The organism is Nitratireductor aquimarinus (assembly GCF_017255295.1).
In the GTDB taxonomy this organism is placed as follows: domain Bacteria; phylum Pseudomonadota; class Alphaproteobacteria; order Rhizobiales; family Rhizobiaceae; genus Nitratireductor; species Nitratireductor aquimarinus.
This window is the reverse complement of sequence record NZ_JAFKDE010000012.1, coordinates 14,605-34,159: the sequence shown is the minus strand read 5'-3', so window position 1 is coordinate 34,159 and position 19,555 is coordinate 14,605. Positions and strand designations below refer to the sequence as shown.

Sequence of the window (19,555 nt, the reverse complement as noted above, 5' to 3'; positions counted from 1 at the left end):
CGGCCGAGGCGCGCTGGCTGCGGCGGCTGGAAGGGTTAGTCCGGTACGTTCGGATCCTGCGGGATCACATAGGTGAAAATCGCAACCGGGCTCGGGGTACCGTTCGATGAGTAAGCCCTGGCGGCGATCGTCACCGTTTGTTCGACAGGGCCATACGAATATGTCGCGCTCGCATTGAACGTCTGGCCCGGACGGGCATCACCATTGTAATTCGCCCCTAGGCCCGTAAAACCGAAGCGAGCCATGTTCATGGCAGTCGAGTAGGCAACAGCACTGAAAGTAAACTCTCCTGTGCCATTCGGCGTGACCTGGACATAAAGATACGGCTTGGGCGGCGCTGAGTTGTCGATCTGCATGTCCGGCACGTTCACGACATCCGAGAAGTAGGACGCCTCGTCTTCGCCATTGAACCAGCGTGCCCGGAAGTCCGCCTCTTTGCCGACGGTGTTTGCCGCCACATAACCGTAGTGGCCGTGCTCGCTGTACTCGATCATGGGAAGCCAGAGATCTGGCAGACCATCCGTGTAGGTCCGGTAATTCGCCTCCGCTGTCGCGCCACCAGACACCCCGGAAAACTTCACCCGTGTCTCATAGGCTCCGCCCGGATACTGCACCACCGAAGTTGCCAGAACGTCTGGAGTGTCCAGATCGCTCTCGAACTGCATATCCGGTGCCGGATCAGGCGGGTCGGCCTCCATGGTGGCCGGGTTCCACGGCTCGTCAATCAGCGCCTGCGGCCAAACAATGAAGGGAATATCCACGCTGCCGCTCTGCCGATCCTCGCGCGGGCTCGCAAGACGGCACAGCATCTGCTCTTCCGCGTCTTCGTCTTCGACAAGGGCGTAGTAGCGATCCCACGCCGCCATGCCGAGCTGCGTGGTTTTCATGCTGCCGGAATCCGCCCTCGCCTGCATGAACAGCCTGCGGCCGATCCGCTGCGCCTGGCTGGCCGATGGGCAGAACGGCAAATCGATATCGAAGACCTTCTCGCCATAACGGGCGATCTCATCCTCAACCCGCGCCCACGCCATGCCGGTCAGGTTGATTTCCGCCATGTCATAGCCGCGCTCCGGAGAGTAATAGCGGATGCGGCAGACATTCGGGCGCTCCACCGCCTCGGGGCCGGATTTTAGGGCCAGCTCATACTGATGCAGCGATGGCAGTGTCAGTTCCGGTTGCGGCGCATCATCGATCAGACGAAGGCGGATCAGCCCCGTTTCGCTCATGATGACTTCGGAGCCGATGGAGTCCAGCACCTGCTGCATCACCTCGCCGCGCTTGCTCTCCGAAAGCCAGACACCCCAGCAACGCGCGCGCGGTTCCGTCCCGCCCTTGGTGGCGACAACCGCATCGGCCCGATCAGCCTCATCGGCGATAAAGGCCCAGTCGAAATCAGCGGCGGTAAGATCGGGATAGGCCCGCATGATGTGGACAGCGCACAGAATGCCGTTGTCGGTCCATTTCCATGTCGCCTCATCGTCCGGATCCTGCGCCGGGTCTCGTGGATCGTAGACGACACCGACACGTGCGGTGATCTCGATATCGGGTGCGCCACCCTGATAGAGCTTCTGGAACTTCTTGTTGCCGCCCTCACTGTCGAGATCCGGCGTCTGGAACCGCACGAGAGACTGGAACACGCCCCTGCAGCGATGGGCAGGCGTCCACAGAGAGGGGAACTGCGACATCAACTCCGGCCATGCGGTTTCGCTCCCATCACCGGCCTTAGTCTCAATCCGCATCCACGAGCCCCAACTGGCAGCCCACGGCGGCGAAGAAACGGCACCACCCGGATCAACCGTCACCTCGCGCCCGCCGACATGGTAATTCTCGATGCCGGCGGCCTGACCGCGCGAATGCCAGATCAGGCGATAGATCTTGTCATGCTTTGTGTTGCCGAAGGCCTTGAGCCCGCCAAGCCGAACGCGACCGACCGCACGAACCTCAGAGGATTCCGCTTCCTGATAGGTGGTCTTTGCCTCACCGGGGTCGATCTTCTGCTGTCCGCGCCGACCAAGCGCGTACTGCGCGCCGTACAATGCCGCCGCTGCCGCAAATGCTGTCCCATAATACAGGGCGGCAAAGCTGAACACACCGCCCAGCGGCCCGGCGAACAGAGCAAAGGCAATCGGCGTGATGATGAAATCCGCACGCGCATGCGCCGTCATCGCCAGCAGCGAAGCACCGCCGGCCAGAAACAGTTTCAGGAGCTTCATGTCAGGTGATCGCCCAGGTCTTGATAAAGGTGCGCGGCTTGAGCCACAGGCCGCTTGTCTTGAGCCGCCAGCAGGCAAGGCCGTTGTCTGCCCAGATAACGCCGACCGGGCCAAACCGGTTTGTGGGGATGATGCCGACATCACCGATCTGAGGATCACCGATGCGCTCACAAACGCCCGCTGATACACAGACATCGTCCCAGACATTCACCAGCCCGCCGGCTGCATCGATCAGCGCACGTGCCTCATCCTCGCTCGCATAGGCCGGCAGATGCACATCATGGCCGCAATCGCGCGCCCAGGCGGCACACCACGCCGAGCAATCGTCAACGCCCCATTCCACCGGCTTGCCGTCGAACGGCTCCAGAAAGGCCCACAGGCACGCGGTCATGTCGTCAGCCATTGAACGTCTCATGCACCTTCACGCCGATGAACTGCCCGCCCATGTCACCGGGATATCGCTTCTGCTGACCGGTGGATGACCACTCACCGCCGAATGGATAGTTCTGCGACTGCCACACGCTTTCGATGGTGAAGGTCGCATAGCGCACGCCGATGCCCTGCCGGTGCAGCGAGGGTGCGCTGATCTTGCCCGGAAAATACTTCTTGGGGCTGATCTCGACCTCGGCATATTCCGGGTTCCACGCCGACCAGTAGAGGTCACAGCGCCGCCCCTCGATCTCGCGCGCCATGGACTTGATCTCTTTCCAGGCGCTCGCAGTGATACCGCCAAGTGTGATGACCACGGATGCGGCCTGTCCGAAGCGCGGATCCTCGACCATCTCCATGTCAACGAGCTGCAGGCCGCCGGGCGTCGTTATCCCAAACCACTCATGTCCGTTGACCGAGATCCGCCCGACGCCCTCATGCAGCCGATGCAGACCGGACGGCAGATCAATTTCTGCCAGCCGCGTGGGCGCCACATGCGGGCCAGAGAGGTATTCGGCTTCCTGAGCAGAAAACAGAGCCATGACCGCTACCCCGTAAACCAGTCGCGCACGTCATAGTCGAACACCTCGACCATGCTTACTGAGAGCCCATCCGCAACCACGAGACCGCGAGCAGCCGTTGCTGCATCTTCCCCATCCAGCCGCATCGCGAGTGTCGGGCAGAGTGTCGCCATATCGCCCAGTGTGAGGGCTTTGCGCAGAGGCGGCCATATCCGGTATTGCCCCGGCGCGATGACTTCGGTGACGACGTAGAGTCCGAAATGAAAAGGGAAGAACCCGATGTACTCGCCCCTGCGGAGCAGATGCCCCCAATAAGCAGGAGCCAACTGGATTCTGGTGCCCCCAAGCGCAGTCGCAGCAGAGACCGAAACGACTGGCGGCGAAACTGCCCACGCCTCACCATTTGACCACGGCTCATCGTTCGACCAGTTCTGCCCCGGAATGTTGTCCCACCGAACATGAGGCGACACATCAATGCCGCTTTCGAAGGGATTTCGCATATCCGGGTCGTGGAACACCCAACGGGTCGCATTCGCGCCGCCCTGCATCGATGTCACCCAGCCGCGATAATCCCGAAACTCAGCGTCACGCATGGCGTGGAATGCAAAGCTGAAGTGCCACGCCCCAAACGGCGATGAGACCGTCTGCGTGAAATTGCCAATGGTGCCTCCCTTCGCTGCACCGATGGTACGCGGGCTGCTAAGAGGCTCCACGCTCACCAGCCCCAGTCCAAGCGGCGGAGATACCAGCCTTCCGGTCATTACGCCCTCGTTTTTCTGGTATTGCGGATGTCGTTGCGACGATCCACCATTCCGGGCACATTGCGAGCGAGCTTACCGGTCGTCGCTGCGCTTTCCTCTCGGGCCACTGAGGTCACGAAGGGCAGCAGATTTCCGCTCTTGTCGACGTCGGCGGCAAACGTCACACGCATTCCACCGCCGCCGGCATCCTGCCCCGGCTTTCGGATATCAACGGTTTCGTTCGGAGATGCCTTGAACGCGACCAGCTGGCTATCGATGCCGCCAGAGCCGCCAACGCGGAACGAGCCGCCATTTGCAAAACCGACCAGACCGCCTAACAAACCCTTGAACAGCCCGCCGAAGATGCCGCCACCAAAGTTCATGTTGGAGAGGATCGAGGTAGCGACAGAGCGGATCGCGTCGAGCGCCACGTCCTTCCACTCCTTGGTGCCCTTGATCGCCTCTGCGATGCCGGTGCCAATTCCCTCGAACGAGCCGGTGATGCCATCGGCCGCCGAGCTCGCTATACCCTTCACGCCATCGGACATGCTGGTCATGCCGTTGTGCAGGCCCTCCATGATGTTGACGCCGATCTCGTACATCACCCGTGACGGGGACTTGATCCCAAGCACGGACCGGAAGCTGCCAGCCACATCAGAGGCGAACCCCGTCACGCTGCTTTTGACCGTTTCCCATTGCGCTTTCAGGCCGTTCCAGAGGCCCTGAACAATATCGAGACCGATCTGGTACATCTGACCTGGCAGTGCCGTGAAAGCGCTGAGAAGCTCCGCTGCAAATTCCTGCACCACACTGATATTTGCGCGAAGGTCATCACCGAAGCGGCGAATTGAAGCGTCAAGATCATCAAACCACTGAATCACCTGCCCGATCTTCTCAATCAACCATGCGAAGCCCTCCACTGTGTCTGAAGCAAACTGCGCGATGGCTGGACTGTTTTCGACAAGCCAGTTTGTGAAGCGCTCCAGATAAGGAAGCAGTCTCTCTGCCACATCGGCTGCCAGCGCCCCGAAGGCTCCTGACAACCGGGACAGATTGTCGTTAAAGGCCTCCGCGCTAGCCCCCATCTTCTCGGTGAATACCTGTCCGAACTGATCGGCTTCCGAGGTGAGTTTGTTGATCCCTTCGGAGCCTCCAGCCAGAAGCGACGCGAGTTGCGGGCCGTACCGCTCACCAAAGATCTTGCCCGAAAGCGCCGCCTTCCGCGTTTCGTCATCGACATTCTTCAGCGCGTCCGCCACTTCTCCCATAAGCTGGGTGGCTGATTTGAGGCTCCCGTCAGCGTTTTCCACACTGACGCCGAGCTCGGAGAACGCATCTTTGGCCGCACCGGTCCCGTTCGACGCATCAAAGGCATTCTTGTTCAGAGTGCGCAGAGCGTTGCCGAGATTGCTGAACGACACCCCGGAGAGATCAGCCGCATATTTGAGGCGCGAAAGCTCTTCGATAGGGACACCGAAGCTCCTGCTGGCCTTCGCCATCTCATCAGCGCTGTTGATGGTGCCTTTTACCATCACAGCGAGCCCCCCAGCCGCAGCGGCCGCAGCAGCTCCAGCGGCAAGCAAACCGGTCTTCGCAAGCTTTCCGAACCGCTGGAGGCCGGACTCTGCACTCTTCAACCCCTTGGAGAAAGCAGCAGTATCGATGCCGAGGTTCACACGGAGCGAACCGATAACGCCTTGCGCCATGTCTACCTACCTTGCCGCTTCATCTTCGGAGCTTTCGAAAGCCACGCCTTGACCTCATCCACCTGGACGGGCCTCATGTGGCGGCTTGCGCGCTTCGGACCTTCATCGAGAACGTTTTTGAGCTTCGGCATCTTCTTGATGCGTTGAAACGCCGCCGTGTGCCACGCCTGTGACATCACGAGATTGCTGTCGCGCCTTCGCTTTTCGTTGTGGCCGGCGAGAACGTTTTGAATTTCGCGGAGAGACAGGCCCCAGAAGTCCTGACCGTTCCCGCCGACGACGCTCACCCAGTCCTGTTGCAGCGAAAGCCAATCTATTCGGCTTTCGCCTTCGGAGGGTTTGCCTTGCCCTGATCTACCTCCTGCGAGGGGAACGCGCGCTGGAGCGCCGTGCCAACCTTCTCCATGAGCGTGTTGACATCAACAGAAAGTGAAATCCGGCCGGCATCCTCGACCGTCATCTCTGGATGATGATCGATGAGCGCTGCCCAGATCAGAGTTCTCACCGTCTTGATGCTTGGGGCAGCGCCCTTCGTGCCGACATTCTGGAAGTCCTCGATGACCTCCATAACCGGTTTTCCGAAAGCATCCTCCAGCTCGCACATCGCGTTGATCGAGAACGAGAGCGTGTAAGAATTTTCACCGGCTTTGAGCGTCACGCCGCCGCGATGAACATTCGCCATTACACGCTGCCCGCAGAGATCGTGTCCCAGACCTCGGAGCCGGACGGCGCAAGCGTGATCGTGGCCGTCATACGGTCATCCACGGGGATCGTGCGCTCGTAGCCGGTCACAGACGCCTCAAAGGTCACACGATGCCGGTCCGTATCGCCCTGCTGGAGCGGGAACGTGATACGCCACTGGATGACGTCGCCGCTGTTCAGAAGCGAGAGGATGAGCTGATCTTCAGGAGAACCTGGGATGTAGTTCGCCTCGAAGCTCGCCTCGCCATTGTCGATCAGGCCCGGAATATACTCACGGCGCCGATCCGGGCTGCAGAAGTGCGTGACATCAATGCGGTCCGCTTCCTGAGCGCCGGGCGACAGGTTGAAGACCTCACAGAGTTGAACGAAGCCGGGTGGCGAACTGGCGTCATCATACGCCTCAAGGATCGTATCCCAGCCGATGGTTGCTTTGCTTGCCATTTTACGGCTTCCTTTTCAGAGAATGCCTTGCCCAAGGGCGATTGCGGGCAGACCGGCCGGGCCGGATCAACCGGCGTGGTGGATGCGAAAGTCCACGGCCACGCCAAAGAGCTTTGAGCCTGCGTCTGAGGTATTCACGCCACCGGGAGCGTCTTCGGTGAGATCGCGCCCCTCCCCGTCGACAAAGACCCCGTAGATGCCGGCTGCCGGGTCACTGAACATGTCGAGAGTGGTCACCACGGCACGTGCTAGGGCCTTCACAGCTCCATAGGTCTCTGCGATGCAATTCACCTGCACGCGGCTCTCCACGGTGCCGCGCCCGCAGAAGTGATAGTTCGGCAGGCCGTCGACGCGGTGAAGAACGAGATAGGGAGGCGTGACAGCGAGCGAGCCATCGTCCCGGCGCGGTGCCTTCACCCAATACCGCTTGCCATCAGCCACGCCGCTTAGGAGCGCGGTTATCCGTTCTTCGATCATTCGGCTTGCGTCCTGTTGGTAGCTGTGAGCGCTCGATCAGACGGGCCAGCGCGGCGCGGGCCATTTCACACACTCGGCAGGTCATCTATTTGCCCTTGGCAGCGGCCTTTGCCTGCTTCTTGGCGAGGCGTTTCGCGGCTCTCATGATTTCGTCACCAAGCTGATCACCGATCACGTCCAGCACCTCCATTTTGTTCGCATCCCAGGCTGGGCGCATGAAGGGCTGCGGGCCGTGCTGAACCGTTCCGAACTCCTGCCAGTGCCCATGAGGGTGCGGGACCGAAACGTCAGGGCCGACATACATCTCGACGAACGATTTATCGGTGCCGCGCGTGGCCTTTCGCTGGTTCTTGTTTAGGCGTGTGGAAATGGTGATCGAGGTCGGCAGATCGTTCCGTGGGCGGCCGGGGCGGTCAGGAGCCAAGCGCTGCGCATCGTTGATGAGCGGCTTTGCGGCTTCCCGCAGCGTGCGCCGGAGGACGTTCTTGCCAGTTGATTTGGGCAACTCCGCGAGCGCCCTTTCAAGCTCGCGCAGCCCCTCAATCCGGACATTGGCCGCCATCAGTCGTTGCTCCGAACCGCCGTGATCTCAATGAAGCGCCCGTGCATATCGCCTTGGTCGCCTTCCTTCACACCCTCGATGTTCCAGATGCCGCCGTCATAGGACAGGCGATCCACTGGCGAGATCGTTTTCGATTTGGTTGAGGCCCGGATGACGAACCGGCTGCGAAGCGAGGAACCTGTTTGGCCGGCGGCGAACTTTTCACCGTCTGACACGTCGCGGCGCGCGGCACGGACCGTAATGAACCCGGCCCATTCCCGGATATCCTCGTTGAAGTCGTTCGTACCCACGACCTGGTACCGCTCAACCGTGATTGTCCGGTCGAGCGAACCCGCTGAGCGCTTTGCCATCAGACCCGAGCCCACCATGTGAAATTCAGATCGGTTTCCAGCGTGCGGCCGGTTTCCTCGATCCATTCATCTACTGCGCGGTCGACGCCGAAACAGAAGCGTGCATCCGGGTTTTGATAATCGTGACCGCCAATCCAGCCGCCAGACTTCACCTTCGGGAACCAAGCCTCAATTACTTGCCCGCGCAGGACGCCGATTTCGGCAGCCAGCGCGTGGGACGGCAACCGGCGAATAATCGTCTGTGCTCGCTGTTCAAAGGGGCGCATTACCATCCGTTTTCCCAAGGCCGAGGCTTGCCGTGAAAGATCACGACACGCGAGTTCTCCGGCAACGTTCCGTCACCGAACTCTTTGTCTGACCGCGTTTTCTTGCGGACATGGCATTTGTACGAAACCACCTGACCGGGCAGCGTGTTTTGCCAGCGCTGCGCCCGGCCCTGCCAGAATTGGCCAAGGAACCCTTGATCGCCCCATTTCTCGCGCGTCACGCATTCGCGCATGTGCCGTGAAGGATCAGCTATCCATGCATCCCAAATCTCCTGTCGATCACGCTCTGGAATGAACATGAGCGACGATTGAATGCGCCCAGTCGTTGGCCAATAGAAATCCGACAGCACCGTGAGGCAGCCGACAGACGCAACGTCTTCAATGCTGCCGACGATTGACGTGTCCAGATCCATGAACAGAAGGTCGCCCCCAATATCAGGGCGAAACAGCTCCATCTTTGACCACCAGCCCGGCCAATCATATCGAAGCTCGAGACGAGGGCACGGAACCTCGACATCGGACAGGCAGAATATCTGAGCGCCGGGAAGGTGGTCTGTCACCTGTCCGTGAAGTCGGGCGATATGGGAAGCATCGAAGTCACCCCCTGACCGCAAAACCAGCGCGACCCTCATGCGGCAAGCGCCTTGTCCAGTTCCATCTTCGGGTAGCTGGTCAGGGCCGAAACCTTGCTGCAATTGATTACCTGAATTCCGAGCGGGGAGATCACCTTGCTCGCGTTGTCGACAGCGCGCCGCCACCGTGCCGCGCTTGCCTCTTTCGGATTGTGCAGATTGCCCGGATGCGCCCCATGCCAGTGAAGCCCGTAACGGGTGGTCATGTCATAGCCGACCAGAATGATCTTCCTGCAACCGAACTGCACTGCGAGGTTCAGTGCATGAAACCCACCATTGCCGCCCCAGCCCACGGTGCCGAGAGGTGACAGAAACAGGCGATCATCCGGCTTCCGGCATTCCACCTGTTTGAGTTCTGGGAAGTCCTTCACCGCGGCCCTGTCGACCGTGAGCTTGAGACCAGTGAAGCCCGGACACCCCTCTACGTGCCGCCACCATGCAAAGTCGCAGCCGTAGAGAATGTCGGCCCATGGCGCCAACTCCCATGACTTGTTGATCGCAATGAACTTCGCTTTGCCCTTCGCGACATGCAGCGGGGCGTTCTTTGCGCTCGGCCCGGATGCCACGATCACGACCGTCTCTCCCTCCCATGAGGGCCACCACTCAGGCTTTGTCATCGAAGCGCAGGGTCTCGGAGCGGATAAAGCAAGGCGGTGACGGGCTTCGGGAGATACCCTCGGTCGAAGGCTTCTTCGGTGTCGCCGTCCGGCTCGCGATAGAAGTGACCGACGAGCAGGATTGCCGCAGTTTCGATTTCCTTCGGGATTTCGGTTCCTGAAGGAACGTCGCCGCCGCTGTCCAGGTTCAAGATGACTTCGGCCTGATCCTTCAAGTAATTGATGATCGCGGCAGATGCGGCCTCGATATAGGCGTCGAGCAGCGTGTCATCCTCATGTGGGAGGACATTCCAACCGCCGCTCGTTTCCTCGATCTCACCGATGCGCAGAGCAAGCTTCACGGTGTCGAGAGAGACCAGTTTGACCATCATCCCACCTTCAGAGGCTGTTTCGGCTTCTCGGCCTTCATGATGCCGTCCTTGCCGTCCCTGCCCTTCTTGACAGCGAGACGCCAGCCGTCGCCTTCACCGGGCTTGTCCGTGGTGTCTTTCTGGGCGATCCAGAAGGAACCGCCCCAGGTCACACCGTCGCCGCTCGAATAGGAGTTGCCAGACTTGAACACCCCACAGTCCAGAACGACCGGAAGTGTGAAGGGGAACTCTTTCACCTTCTCGCCCTTGGCAAAGCGGAATGTGAAGGTGCGCAGGCCATCGTGAACAACTTCGAGATCATCGAAGCCGATCCCGTCCGCACCGTCCACGCCATCTTGACCGGGCTCGCCTTTCTGACCATCGCGCCCGACCACAAGGCCAAGCTCGCGTGTGGTGCCATCTGTCAGCGTGAGGATAAGACCGCCGGAACGATCGATAACCGCACCGGCCAAGCCCACGCCATCGGCGCCGTCTTTACCGTTGGTCCCGTCCCTGCCGGGATCACCTGCCGGGCCGGGGTCGCCCGGATCGCCCTTTTCGCCCACGACACCTGGAGCGCCATCCTTTCCGGGCGGACCTTCTGGACCGGGATCACCGGTCTCCCCCTTTTCACCTCGTTCGCCGCGCTCGCCCTTCTCGCCGGGTTCTCCCTGTGGACCGCGCTCACCGTCAGCCCCATTTGCACCGGGATCGCCCTTGTCTCCCTTCTCGCCGCGCTCGCCTTTCTCAGGTTGGCGCTTTTCGATGGCATCAAGGCGAACCAGTATCGGCGCAATCGTATCGCGCACATACTCTTTGACCACGCCAACGATCTCTTTGCCGAAGGCCTTCCCGTCGAACGTCATCAGCGCAGTCCTTTGTAAATTTCGACCAGTGCGGCGCGGGCCTCGGCTTCGGCATTGTCGTTTGCAGCGCCGTCATCTGCTGGCGGCGTGGGAGGCGTCGGTGATCCGAACGGGTCTTCCTGTGCGTCCCGCTTCGCCAAGGCCGCCAGCGAATAATTCTGCTGCTGGAGGTAGGGAGTTTCGCCACCCGCCACTTTCTTCAGATCGAGGCGACGGCGCGCTTCGTTGGGCGACATGATGCCGGCGCTGATACCTTCCTTCAGGGCCTGCATTTGCGTCACGCTGTCCATCCGAAGAAGGCCGTCCAGATCGAACTCCGTGCCGATCTTTTCGCCGGTCATGCCTAGACCCTCGTCAAGGCAAATCTCAATATCTTCAATGAGTTTCTGGAGGCACTGAGAGTAATACTCGGTGTTGAGCGCCTGCACGTTGTTGTAGCTGGGCATCTGCCCAACCCCGATCTTGTACGGCGGGACGTGATAGACCGAACACACCACCTCAGCCGACCACTTCAACTGCTCGATGAGCTGGGAATCGATGGCCTTGGCCGCCATGGCCTCATACTTCAGACCGTCGCCGAGAACCGCCACCTTCCCGGCTTTCTTGCCGGTGAAGTTGTTGTCCCAATATTCCTTAAGGCGACCGGCTGTTTCGTCCGAGATGGCACCCGGAGCCACAAGCACACCACCCGGCTGCGCTCCGTTTTCAAAGAACCTCGTCGAATTGCTCTGGATCGCCAGCCCCTGCATGGCAGCCAGCCCGCCGGCATAGATCGGAGACATGCCGACCAGCGGATGAAACATACAGTTGAAGCGGTCATGAATGATCTCACGCGCCGGCACAATCACACGCGCCGGTAATCCGCTCAGTTCATCGGTATTGAGCTCGTAGAAGACAGACCCGTCATCCGCCACCAGTGGCTTTACACGAAGCGGGTCCAGAACGAACATCTGGCGGACACTGCCACCATTGTCGCGCTGCTTCAGGATGTATGTGTTGCCACGCTGGAGCTTCGACAGAACCCATGTCTCAAAGAACTGAATGCGGTTCTGGAAGTGGTTCGGTTTGCGCAGGACGGGCGAATAGGCCGGGCTGCTGACTTCCGTCCAGATGCCGTCATCGTCTTTCTTGACGAGCTTGACCCGAAGCTTCGAGATATCTGAAGCGATCAGAGTGCGGCATGCAAAATCCGCGTGGAACGACAGGACCGAGCTGAAGTCCACCTCGACATTGTTCTGCCAGGCTCCGGAGAAGCTTTCGAGGATCCGAAACCAGCCACCCCGGTTCGGGTTCACCGGTGACAGGTCTTTCTTGCCCTCGCCTGTAAAGGGGACCGGCATGCCGAGAACACGCATAGGCTTAGCCCTTCGCTTCCGCGATCTTGGTGCGCAGCGTGTCCGCGTCCCAACCATGATAGGGCTTCTTGCCCACGACTTTGACATAGCGCGCACGCAACGCCTTCATGTCATCGACCGGCTTGCGCGGCTTCGCCTGCACGTCGCGGCGGCCATAACCAAGCTTTTCAGCGATCTTTGCATAGCGCGGATCGCGGGCGTTCATGGCGCGCGTCAGATAGTTGGATTTCATTGGGTCTTCTCCGTATGGAAGGGACCACGGACACCAGCGCTGAACCGCTCGGCGGCTTCAAGTGCCAGCTTCAACCGCTCGCGAGGTTTCATGCTCGCAGTGGAATAGAGTGAGCCCCGCGCGATCTGCTCCCCGCATCCGACAGCATCGAAACCGTCCACCGCTTCACCGACCTGATAGTCGTTATCGATGCGGAACAGCCGACCGGCGTATCCGACGAGAAACACTCCGCCGAGTTCGGCCTCGTTGTGCCGCTCCGCGTAACCGCCCGTTTTCAGGCAATCCCTCACAGCGTCTATGAACGTGGTCACCATGAACTTGTCGACATCTGTGTCTGGATGCCGCTTTGGAGGCACGAACGCATGTTGAAGTAGCTGCCCCATGCGAAAGCTCGTGGTGAAGCCCATCACAAAGTCACCGTTGCGAAACACTTTGCGATCCGCGCGCACCGTGAGCGAATATCCGCCAACTCCGGCGCTGTCGCCTCCGATATGGACTGTCTGGCCGTCCACGAGCCCTACAATGCAGGTCATGTTCGTTCCTGTCGGGTTCGCGCGTGTGCGGCCCGCCACGACCCGACGAAGTGACGAGCCGCTTCCCACGCGCAGGAATTTGAGAATGTCGGGTGAAGGGAACCGGCCGCAGTTGCCCGCGGCCGGCAATGTCATTCAGGACTGCTTAGACGGAAGCCGCCGGCAGGCCCCAGTTGACCTCATCCAAAAGGGCCACAGCCGATGCGCGGCGGCGAGCCCAGTTGATGGTGCGCTCGGCGCGGAAGCCGACAGCATTGGTCTGCCAGAGCGAGACGAGCGATGTACCGGTGCCGGTCGTGGCGTCTTGCGTCGTCGGCGCATCGTTCATCTGGAGCGAGGCTTCACGGCTCATGTCGACAGCAACGCCGCCCTCATCTGCGAGATAGACATCCTGCGCATTCACCAAAGCGACAAAGCCACCAGCGGACACCGGCGCGAAGTACTCCGACACGATAACCGGAAGGCCCTCGAAGTCACCGCCGGTCATGCTGATGCCAGGGAATTCACGCTGACCGAGCGGATTGCGCATCAGAGAGAGCGCAAGCGCTGTGGTGGCCGACATGATCCACACGCCACTGGTCGGCGCGTTGTTCGCAGCAATGAACGTGCCGAACAGTGCCCGAACATCTTCACGGATCGCATCAGCGTCGTTGCCCGAAGACGTGATCGCAACAATGCCGTTGGTGATGGATGCCGGCGAAACACCAGCAGCGGCAGCTTTGGCCGGATTGATGAAGTCGGTATCCAGTCGGGCGCGCAGTGCGGCCGCCAACTGGTCGCGAACAATCATCTCTGCCGACGGGCTGGAGTCGCGGAGGGTTTCTTCCGTGACAACGGCGATGTTTGCCACCTTCAGCGGATCGAGCGTAGTGCGGCTGAAATCGAAATCCGTCAGCGGCTTCGGCTTTCCTTCACCCACCCAGTAGCCGTCGCCGCCACTGGTCTGCCCGATAAGGGCAGTGCGGAACGGTACGCGGCGCAGGGATGGAACACCATTGGCACCGAACCGGCCAAGGATGGTCTGGGGGCGCAGGAACTCAACGAAATCCGCGAAGGCGGACGTTTCATCGCCGACCAGCGGGCCAGCCCAGGTCGCGTCCGTCGTCGTCGCCGCACTGACAGCCGCCTTGGAGACGATGCGATAGACGGTCGAATCTTCGCCGTACATCGCCTTTGCGACTTCGCGCTGCGGCTCATTGTCGAGACGAGAGATGGCCTTGACGCGGGCGAGCCGTGCGAACTCGATACCGGCATCCAGCTTCGGTGCCTTGACGGTGACAGCCGCACGAGCCGGCGCGTCAGCGGACACAGGTGCCGGAGCCTTGTTGACCGGCTTGGCCTCGACAGCCTTTGCCCTCTCCATGCGGCGAAGGTCTTTCAGCTCATCGTCAATGGTGTCGTTTTCGTCGGCGAGGGTTCCGAACTCTTCGCGTTCGGCCTCATCCTTGGTGCGCCCTTCTTCAGACGCCTTGGTCTGGATTTCCTCCATGCGGGCCATATTCGCGGCACGCTTGGCTTCCAGAGCCGTGATCTGCTCAGCGAGCGTTTTCATGTCTTTGCCCTCCTTCGGGCGCAAATTGACGGGTTTGTGAGATTTTCCCGAAGCGCCGGGAGAGGTCTTCGCCGGACGCTCAATCGTGCCAGTCGCGGCGGGAGCGTTCGGATCGAAGGACTTGATGAGCGCGACACCGGCCGCGTCCATGTTCTTGATGCTCGTCATGACTGCTTCCGGCTGGGCCGGGATCGTGACGGCGGAAAGCTCGAAGACTTCGCTTTCGATGAAGCGAATGCCGTTGGTGCCCTCGATGAAGGCGTACTCGATGGCCTTGAAGCCGATGGAAACGGCGCGGACCAAGCCCAGCTTGATCGACTGCCAGGCTTCATCAACGCGATCTTTCAGCGTCCCGGCTTCTTCAATGACGGGGAGCTCAGCTTCGAATGTGATGCCATCCTCGGTCGGCTCGTCAAACTTCACCGTGCCGATGGGTTTCCCGGAATCGTGCTGCCACAGGAACGGCATGGGGTTCTGGAACTTCACCCCCATGGGCTCGACAACATCGCCAACACGATCAACCGCCGGCGTCGTCGCGACACCGCGAATTATGCGCTTATCCTCGTTCACTGCCTTGATGTGCAGATACGAGTATGCGCGGCGCGTCACAGTCATGACGGACCTCCAGAGTTTTGATTTTCAGGGAGCGATGTCAGCCGAAGGCGAACATCTGATATTTGGGCTCGGGCTTCGTCTCAGGAGCGAACCGCTTTGCCGTGCCAAGTGCCATCAGGGCCGCCTGCAATCCGTCGATCCTGACAGACGAAGATCGGTTCGATTTTTCCTTGTCGACCTTCATGTTACCGGCCGGGTCTTTGACCGTGATCGCATTGGCGACACACGAATTCATGACCGGATTGCCGTCGTGTCGAAGCCTGCCAGACAGTGCCAGCTCGACGAAAAACTCGATGGCCGGCGAGATGTCCTTGAACCCCTGCCCGTACGGCTCGAGCGGAAGGTCGACACCCTCATCAGCCATATCGACCTTGAAGTCATCGATGCGCCAGCGATCGAATCCGATAGCCTGGATATCGAAAGCCTGCATCAGGTCGCGAAGTTGGGCCGCCATGTATCGGAACTTGATCACAGGTCCGGGCACCGCAGCTATGTGGCCTTTGCTGATCCAGACCCGAAACAACTCACGCTCGCGATCCCGGCGCGCCTCCATCTGACCATCCGGCGTCCAGAAGAATGACAGGAGGTCAAATCCCGGTTCCGGGTCATCATCCGGGAATGCCAGAACAAGCGCCGATAGATCGTGCTTGCCTGACAGATCGAGGCCGCCGAAGCACTTTCGCCCTTTCAGATCGGCCACGTCGATCTCCGCTTTGCAGGCCTCCCAGATCGGACGGGTCACGATCCTGTTCTCGGCATTGCCATCGATCCGCTGGTTGAGGCGCAGGTTCCGGTATCGCGCCTCGAACATAGGGACGCGCCGGGCCTGCTCGGCTTCCTTCACCACATCATCGAGATCGAGAAACACCCCGGCAGCGGGGTTACACTGCTTGATGGTCTCTCGTGAGAACGGATCCGCATCAAGTGGCGCGCTTCGGAGGTCAATCACGATACTGCTGTCATGGCCTTCAAGCGCATCGTCAATCAGCATCGACAGCGGATGATCGTCTGTCGGAGCCTGGGTAGAGATCACCATCCCCAACGCGGCCTTCCGCTTGCCCATCGCAGTGCGCAGGTTCTCGAGCAGCTCGCCGTCGCGCGCCTGCGCAAGCTCATCATAGACCCAGAACGACGGCGCCAGACCATGAGCGCGCCGAGCATCAGCCGACAGTGCTTCATAGATCGAACCCGCCCCGTCACCGTCCAGAACCTCCATTCGCTTATGGAAGCGCTGCGGGTTCACACGCGCCGCAAACTCAGGCACCGCGAGAATTATTGCCTCCATCTCGTTGAAGATCAGACCGGCCTGCTGCCTGTCGATGGCAGCCGAATAAACCTCGCCGCGCTGCTCGCTCTCAGGACCAAGCAGATGACACAGCGCCAGCCCGGAAATCAGACCAGTCTTGCCGTTGCCACGTGGCTCCGACTTGATCGCAAGACGGACCCGATTCGCACCTGATCGCCCATAAACCTTCTTCACGAACTCCCGCTGTTCCGGCAGCAGCTTCATGCGCTTGCCGGCGAGCTTGCCCTTGGTGATGGGCAGGAATTCGAGGAAAGCAATCACCCGCCCGACGCGGGTAAGGCCTTTCTTCTTCCATGGGAGCCGGCGCTTCGACTTCTCTGCCTGTTCCCGCGCCAGCCTTGCCCGAGTGGCACCTGGCCCGCGAAGTCCCATGCATCAATCCTTGTGATTGGAAGCGGCAAAACCATCACCGCAGAGAAACTAATTCTGTTTTGAATTACCGAGGCGGTCTAGAAGGGGCACCCGATCCCGATTTCCCGATACCCCCGCCCCCTTTTCGCGCCCACAGCGGGCCATGGAAGGCCATGGAGAGGCGCTGATCATTTTACCGGGGCGCCGACCGAGAAACCCCTACCCTTCGTCTATGGGCCAGCCATCCAGTCCTATGAGGGCGCGCTTCCGTCCGGTCTTCTCGAACGACTGCTTCGCGCTGTCATGGCAGTGCTTGCACAGGCTCTGGAGATTGTCGCGGTCCCAGAACAGGCGCTCGTCTCCCTTATGCTCTTTGATGTGGTCGGCAACGAGCAGGCTAGTGTTGGGCTCGACGCGCTTGCACCTCCTGCACGTAAAGCGGTCCCTCACAAGGATGCTCCATCGGAGCTTCTGCCATCGGGCGGTGCTGTACCATGGCCGATAGGCTTTGGCCTCTAGAGACCGTGGGTCTGGGCGAGGCATCAGATGCGAACGCGGCGGACCTCACGCGCTGCGATGCGCCTGTCGATCCTTACGTCGATATCCCTGCGGAACGCTGCCTCCACCTCCTCCGACCAGATATGAACGTCTTTGGCATCGAATTTGATGAGCTTGATGCCTTCCGGCCATTTGATAGTGCGGGCCTGTGTCGGTTCTGGCATTGCAGCAACGGCCGCCACACCAGCGAGAGGTGCCGCGCCAAGGAAGCGAAGGAAGGATCGGCGTTTCATGTCAGAACCTCGCTTAATCATCAGTCATACGTCCCTGTCTCGGCCAGCACGCCAATCACTTCCTCACCAAGACCGCGACCGAACGCGATTTCCTCAGCGTGAGGCCATGACGTTGCAATGATGCATCCGCCATACGGACGACCATTGGCCTTGAACTGGGTGCAGAACACGACGCCACGGGATGCGAGCATGTTGCATTGTTTCGTGTCGAAGCCGTCGAGATCGTTGAAGCAGATGCCGTCAGCAAGGGGGCGTGATGGGTGGATGCGGGGGCCAGCATCGAGCATGTCAGGTGTCCCGGATGTCGTCATAGCTGCGCGCCCTTGGCTCCTGATCCGCCGTACCCTTGGCGAACACCACGATGTCACCGTCAGCGATTTCACGCTGGGCGCGCCGGTCCCAACCACGATGGATGAAATCGGGAGGCCCGAAGGCCCTGACCGCTGAGTGATATTCCTCGCCACGGAAGCCGACGAAGTGGGTGCATGCCCTCACCACGACGCATGCCCCTGGCTTGCTGCAGTTTTCCAATCACCGGCTTGGACATTGCCCACGGCCTGAACAGCGAACGCGACCGGCGCGAGCTTTCCGATTGGGCTTCGCCTTGCTTGACCGGGCAGCGGCCACCATGCGCAGCCTTTGCCGCGAAAACCATAGACGGCGCGATAGACCCGGCCCGACGACATCTTGAGATCAGCGACCGTTCCATATCGGATGTCGCGGGCCTCGCTGATCGGCTGCGACTGCATCAAATCAGCCCCACCACCCACAGGGCGATAAGGCCGATGCTCCAAAAGGGAGCGGTGACGACGACGAACATGAAGAGCGTGAAGGCCAAGCCGGCGAGCGCCATGAGGCTGCCCAATAGGATCAATGCCGCGTTTTCGAGCCGTTCGCGCATACCACGTCTCCAAAATACGAATGGACGGGCGCGCCCTAAGAGCTTCAACCGGCAAATGCCTGCGGGTCTTTCGGGCTCACTCGTTTGGCGCGCTCTACTGAAGAGCCTTGTTCGATGCCGTCCATTTCAGGTGATTGCGGGCATAGACAACCCACAGTGCCAGGTTCATGGGGATCAGTCCCCACGATGCGGTCGATACGATCCAGATGAGCCAGAGGCCTTGGTTGACGAGACCCAGAAGCCACGCATGGCGCGCTCGGTTCCCGGCGAGGATCGTCATGTAGATCGTGATGGCTGAGAGCAGCCATGGAAGGTACTCAGCAATCAGCTGCATCAGAAGATCAGCGCCCAAACGAGCCAAGCCAGAAGCGAGCCGATCACGGCTGCGCCAAAGCGAAGCAGCGGCATGATGTCGAAGCCGTAATCACCACGGTTCTGCGGCGGTATCGCGATTGCCCGCCCAAACAGAAAGACGGTGACGAGCGCCGGAACTGCCACCAAGGAAAAGCTATGGTCATACCATGTCTCCACATACGAGAAGCCCCAGCGCATGGCCGGGGCGTTCTGTGCATTTTTTGCAAAGAAGTCAGAGGGCGTTCCCTCGATCAATCCGTTTATGGAAACCGCGCCGTGCGCAGCTTTCAGAAGCGGAACGGGCCGGCTCCGCTGTAGGATACCGGCCCAATAACGATGTCAGACGGCCAGAATGTGCGGATCGATGCGCGAATAGGCGTCGACTGCGAAGCGCCAAGAGGTGTGAGGCTGGTTCTGACTGGCGTAGGCGATGGCATCGCGGTTCATGCTCGGCGCGGGCAATCGCTCCGCTTCCGCAATCACGGCGGCCGGCGCGGGGTCAGGAACTGTGCCCACGACATACAGTTCGAACGGGGATGCATAGACGCCCGGGTCGTAACCCGAGGCACTGGCGGGCGCGGACAGGAACATGACGGCCGCAAGCATGGCGAAGCCGCCGAAGAAGAAACTTCGGATCATGCGCATGTGGTTTCCTTTCTCATAGAGGCTCAGCGATTTCCCGCGCTGCCGGGA

The 19,555-nt window shown here is 60.4% G+C and carries 30 protein-coding genes; all 30 read right to left on the bottom strand.

From position 1 onward, the window contains the following. Positions 1–35: 35 nt before the first annotated feature. Positions 36–2,213, bottom strand: a complete 2,178-nt coding sequence (locus tag JYP46_RS19375) for a phage tail protein (RefSeq protein WP_206549050.1) — start codon at positions 2,211–2,213, stop codon at positions 36–38. Between the two features lies 1 nt (position 2,214). After that, entirely contained in the window at positions 2,215–2,616 is a 402-nt protein-coding gene (locus JYP46_RS19370) for a DUF6950 family protein (RefSeq protein ID WP_206549049.1), read from the bottom strand. Next, the gene (locus JYP46_RS19365; RefSeq protein WP_206549048.1) at positions 2,609–3,184 is read right to left on the bottom strand and encodes a transcriptional regulator; all 576 of its coding nucleotides are present in this window, start codon (positions 3,182–3,184) and stop codon (positions 2,609–2,611) included. Before JYP46_RS19365 ends, JYP46_RS19370 begins: the two co-directional genes overlap by 8 nt. Positions 3,185–3,189: 5 nt before the next feature. Beyond that, on the bottom strand, positions 3,190–3,924 hold the full coding sequence (locus tag JYP46_RS19360; protein ID WP_206549047.1) for a hypothetical protein: 735 nt from the start codon (positions 3,922–3,924) through the stop codon (positions 3,190–3,192). Next, positions 3,924–5,609 carry a phage tail tape measure protein gene (locus JYP46_RS19355; protein ID WP_206549046.1) on the bottom strand — a complete coding sequence of 562 codons (1,686 nt, stop codon included), beginning with the start codon at positions 5,607–5,609 and terminating at the stop codon, positions 3,924–3,926. Before JYP46_RS19355 ends, JYP46_RS19360 begins: the two co-directional genes overlap by 1 nt. A gap of 2 nt (positions 5,610–5,611) precedes the next feature. Next, a complete protein-coding gene (locus JYP46_RS19350; RefSeq protein WP_206549045.1) occupies positions 5,612–5,896 on the bottom strand; it encodes a hypothetical protein in 285 nt (94 codons plus the stop codon). A 26-nt stretch (positions 5,897–5,922) separates the two neighbouring features. Next, complete coding sequence (locus tag JYP46_RS19345) at positions 5,923–6,291, bottom strand: hypothetical protein (RefSeq protein WP_206549044.1); 369 nt, start codon at positions 6,289–6,291, stop codon at positions 5,923–5,925. Beyond that, the gene (locus JYP46_RS19340; protein ID WP_206546006.1) at positions 6,291–6,752 is read right to left on the bottom strand and encodes a phage tail tube protein; all 462 of its coding nucleotides are present in this window, start codon (positions 6,750–6,752) and stop codon (positions 6,291–6,293) included. The genes JYP46_RS19345 and JYP46_RS19340 overlap by 1 nt, the downstream gene beginning before the upstream one ends. Positions 6,753–6,818: 66 nt before the next feature. Continuing rightward, positions 6,819–7,229, bottom strand: coding sequence for a tail completion protein gp17 (gp17, locus tag JYP46_RS19335; RefSeq protein WP_009452923.1), 411 nt, complete (start codon positions 7,227–7,229; stop codon positions 6,819–6,821). An 85-nt stretch (positions 7,230–7,314) separates the two neighbouring features. Then, on the bottom strand, positions 7,315–7,791 hold the full coding sequence (locus tag JYP46_RS19330) for an HK97-gp10 family putative phage morphogenesis protein (RefSeq protein WP_206549043.1): 477 nt from the start codon (positions 7,789–7,791) through the stop codon (positions 7,315–7,317). Next, a complete protein-coding gene (locus tag JYP46_RS19325) occupies positions 7,791–8,141 on the bottom strand; it encodes a phage head closure protein (protein WP_222474268.1) in 351 nt (116 codons plus the stop codon). Before JYP46_RS19325 ends, JYP46_RS19330 begins: the two co-directional genes overlap by 1 nt. Next, positions 8,141–8,407 carry a hypothetical protein gene (locus JYP46_RS19320; RefSeq protein WP_206549041.1) on the bottom strand — a complete coding sequence of 89 codons (267 nt, stop codon included), beginning with the start codon at positions 8,405–8,407 and terminating at the stop codon, positions 8,141–8,143. Before JYP46_RS19320 ends, JYP46_RS19325 begins: the two co-directional genes overlap by 1 nt. Further along, entirely contained in the window at positions 8,407–8,862 is a 456-nt protein-coding gene (locus JYP46_RS19315) for a hypothetical protein (protein ID WP_222474267.1), read from the bottom strand. The genes JYP46_RS19320 and JYP46_RS19315 overlap by 1 nt, the downstream gene beginning before the upstream one ends. A gap of 173 nt (positions 8,863–9,035) precedes the next feature. Further along, the gene (locus JYP46_RS19310; RefSeq protein ID WP_206549039.1) at positions 9,036–9,611 is read right to left on the bottom strand and encodes a hypothetical protein; all 576 of its coding nucleotides are present in this window, start codon (positions 9,609–9,611) and stop codon (positions 9,036–9,038) included. A 41-nt stretch (positions 9,612–9,652) separates the two neighbouring features. Beyond that, positions 9,653–10,027 carry a head-tail connector protein gene (locus JYP46_RS19305; RefSeq protein ID WP_009452915.1) on the bottom strand — a complete coding sequence of 125 codons (375 nt, stop codon included), beginning with the start codon at positions 10,025–10,027 and terminating at the stop codon, positions 9,653–9,655. Next, positions 10,024–10,872, bottom strand: coding sequence for a collagen-like domain-containing protein (locus JYP46_RS22245; protein WP_206549038.1), 849 nt, complete (start codon positions 10,870–10,872; stop codon positions 10,024–10,026). Before JYP46_RS22245 ends, JYP46_RS19305 begins: the two co-directional genes overlap by 4 nt. After that, positions 10,872–12,227, bottom strand: coding sequence for a phage portal protein (locus JYP46_RS19295; RefSeq protein ID WP_206549037.1), 1,356 nt, complete (start codon positions 12,225–12,227; stop codon positions 10,872–10,874). The genes JYP46_RS22245 and JYP46_RS19295 overlap by 1 nt, the downstream gene beginning before the upstream one ends. A gap of 4 nt (positions 12,228–12,231) precedes the next feature. After that, a complete protein-coding gene (locus tag JYP46_RS19290) occupies positions 12,232–12,459 on the bottom strand; it encodes a hypothetical protein (protein ID WP_206549036.1) in 228 nt (75 codons plus the stop codon). Next, positions 12,456–13,127: a hypothetical protein gene (locus JYP46_RS19285; RefSeq protein ID WP_222474266.1), complete on the bottom strand. Its 672-nt coding sequence runs from the start codon at positions 13,125–13,127 to the stop codon at positions 12,456–12,458. The genes JYP46_RS19290 and JYP46_RS19285 overlap by 4 nt, the downstream gene beginning before the upstream one ends. A 10-nt stretch (positions 13,128–13,137) precedes the next feature. Then, positions 13,138–15,159 (bottom strand): phage major capsid protein, encoded by a 2,022-nt coding sequence (locus JYP46_RS19280; RefSeq protein ID WP_206549035.1) that lies wholly within the window; start codon positions 15,157–15,159, stop codon positions 13,138–13,140. Between the two features lie 37 nt (positions 15,160–15,196). After that, the gene (locus JYP46_RS19275) at positions 15,197–16,837 is read right to left on the bottom strand and encodes a terminase large subunit (RefSeq protein ID WP_206549034.1); all 1,641 of its coding nucleotides are present in this window, start codon (positions 16,835–16,837) and stop codon (positions 15,197–15,199) included. Between the two features lie 198 nt (positions 16,838–17,035). Next, complete coding sequence (locus JYP46_RS19270; protein ID WP_206549033.1) at positions 17,036–17,359, bottom strand: HNH endonuclease; 324 nt, start codon at positions 17,357–17,359, stop codon at positions 17,036–17,038. Continuing rightward, complete coding sequence (locus JYP46_RS19265) at positions 17,359–17,607, bottom strand: twin-arginine translocation signal domain-containing protein (protein ID WP_206549032.1); 249 nt, start codon at positions 17,605–17,607, stop codon at positions 17,359–17,361. The genes JYP46_RS19270 and JYP46_RS19265 overlap by 1 nt, the downstream gene beginning before the upstream one ends. 20 nt (positions 17,608–17,627) lie before the next feature. After that, positions 17,628–17,894: a hypothetical protein gene (locus tag JYP46_RS19260; RefSeq protein ID WP_206549031.1), complete on the bottom strand. Its 267-nt coding sequence runs from the start codon at positions 17,892–17,894 to the stop codon at positions 17,628–17,630. Between the two features lies 1 nt (position 17,895). Beyond that, positions 17,896–18,105 (bottom strand): hypothetical protein, encoded by a 210-nt coding sequence (locus JYP46_RS19255; RefSeq protein ID WP_206545989.1) that lies wholly within the window; start codon positions 18,103–18,105, stop codon positions 17,896–17,898. After that, positions 18,099–18,356 (bottom strand): hypothetical protein, encoded by a 258-nt coding sequence (locus tag JYP46_RS19250; RefSeq protein ID WP_206549030.1) that lies wholly within the window; start codon positions 18,354–18,356, stop codon positions 18,099–18,101. Before JYP46_RS19250 ends, JYP46_RS19255 begins: the two co-directional genes overlap by 7 nt. After that, positions 18,356–18,508 (bottom strand): hypothetical protein, encoded by a 153-nt coding sequence (locus JYP46_RS19245; protein WP_206549029.1) that lies wholly within the window; start codon positions 18,506–18,508, stop codon positions 18,356–18,358. Before JYP46_RS19245 ends, JYP46_RS19250 begins: the two co-directional genes overlap by 1 nt. A 94-nt stretch (positions 18,509–18,602) precedes the next feature. Further along, complete coding sequence (locus JYP46_RS19240; RefSeq protein ID WP_206549028.1) at positions 18,603–18,842, bottom strand: hypothetical protein; 240 nt, start codon at positions 18,840–18,842, stop codon at positions 18,603–18,605. Continuing rightward, complete coding sequence (locus tag JYP46_RS19235; protein WP_206549027.1) at positions 18,842–19,117, bottom strand: hypothetical protein; 276 nt, start codon at positions 19,115–19,117, stop codon at positions 18,842–18,844. Before JYP46_RS19235 ends, JYP46_RS19240 begins: the two co-directional genes overlap by 1 nt. An 84-nt stretch (positions 19,118–19,201) precedes the next feature. Next, complete coding sequence (locus tag JYP46_RS19230; RefSeq protein ID WP_206549026.1) at positions 19,202–19,507, bottom strand: hypothetical protein; 306 nt, start codon at positions 19,505–19,507, stop codon at positions 19,202–19,204. Positions 19,508–19,555: the final 48 nt, after the last annotated feature.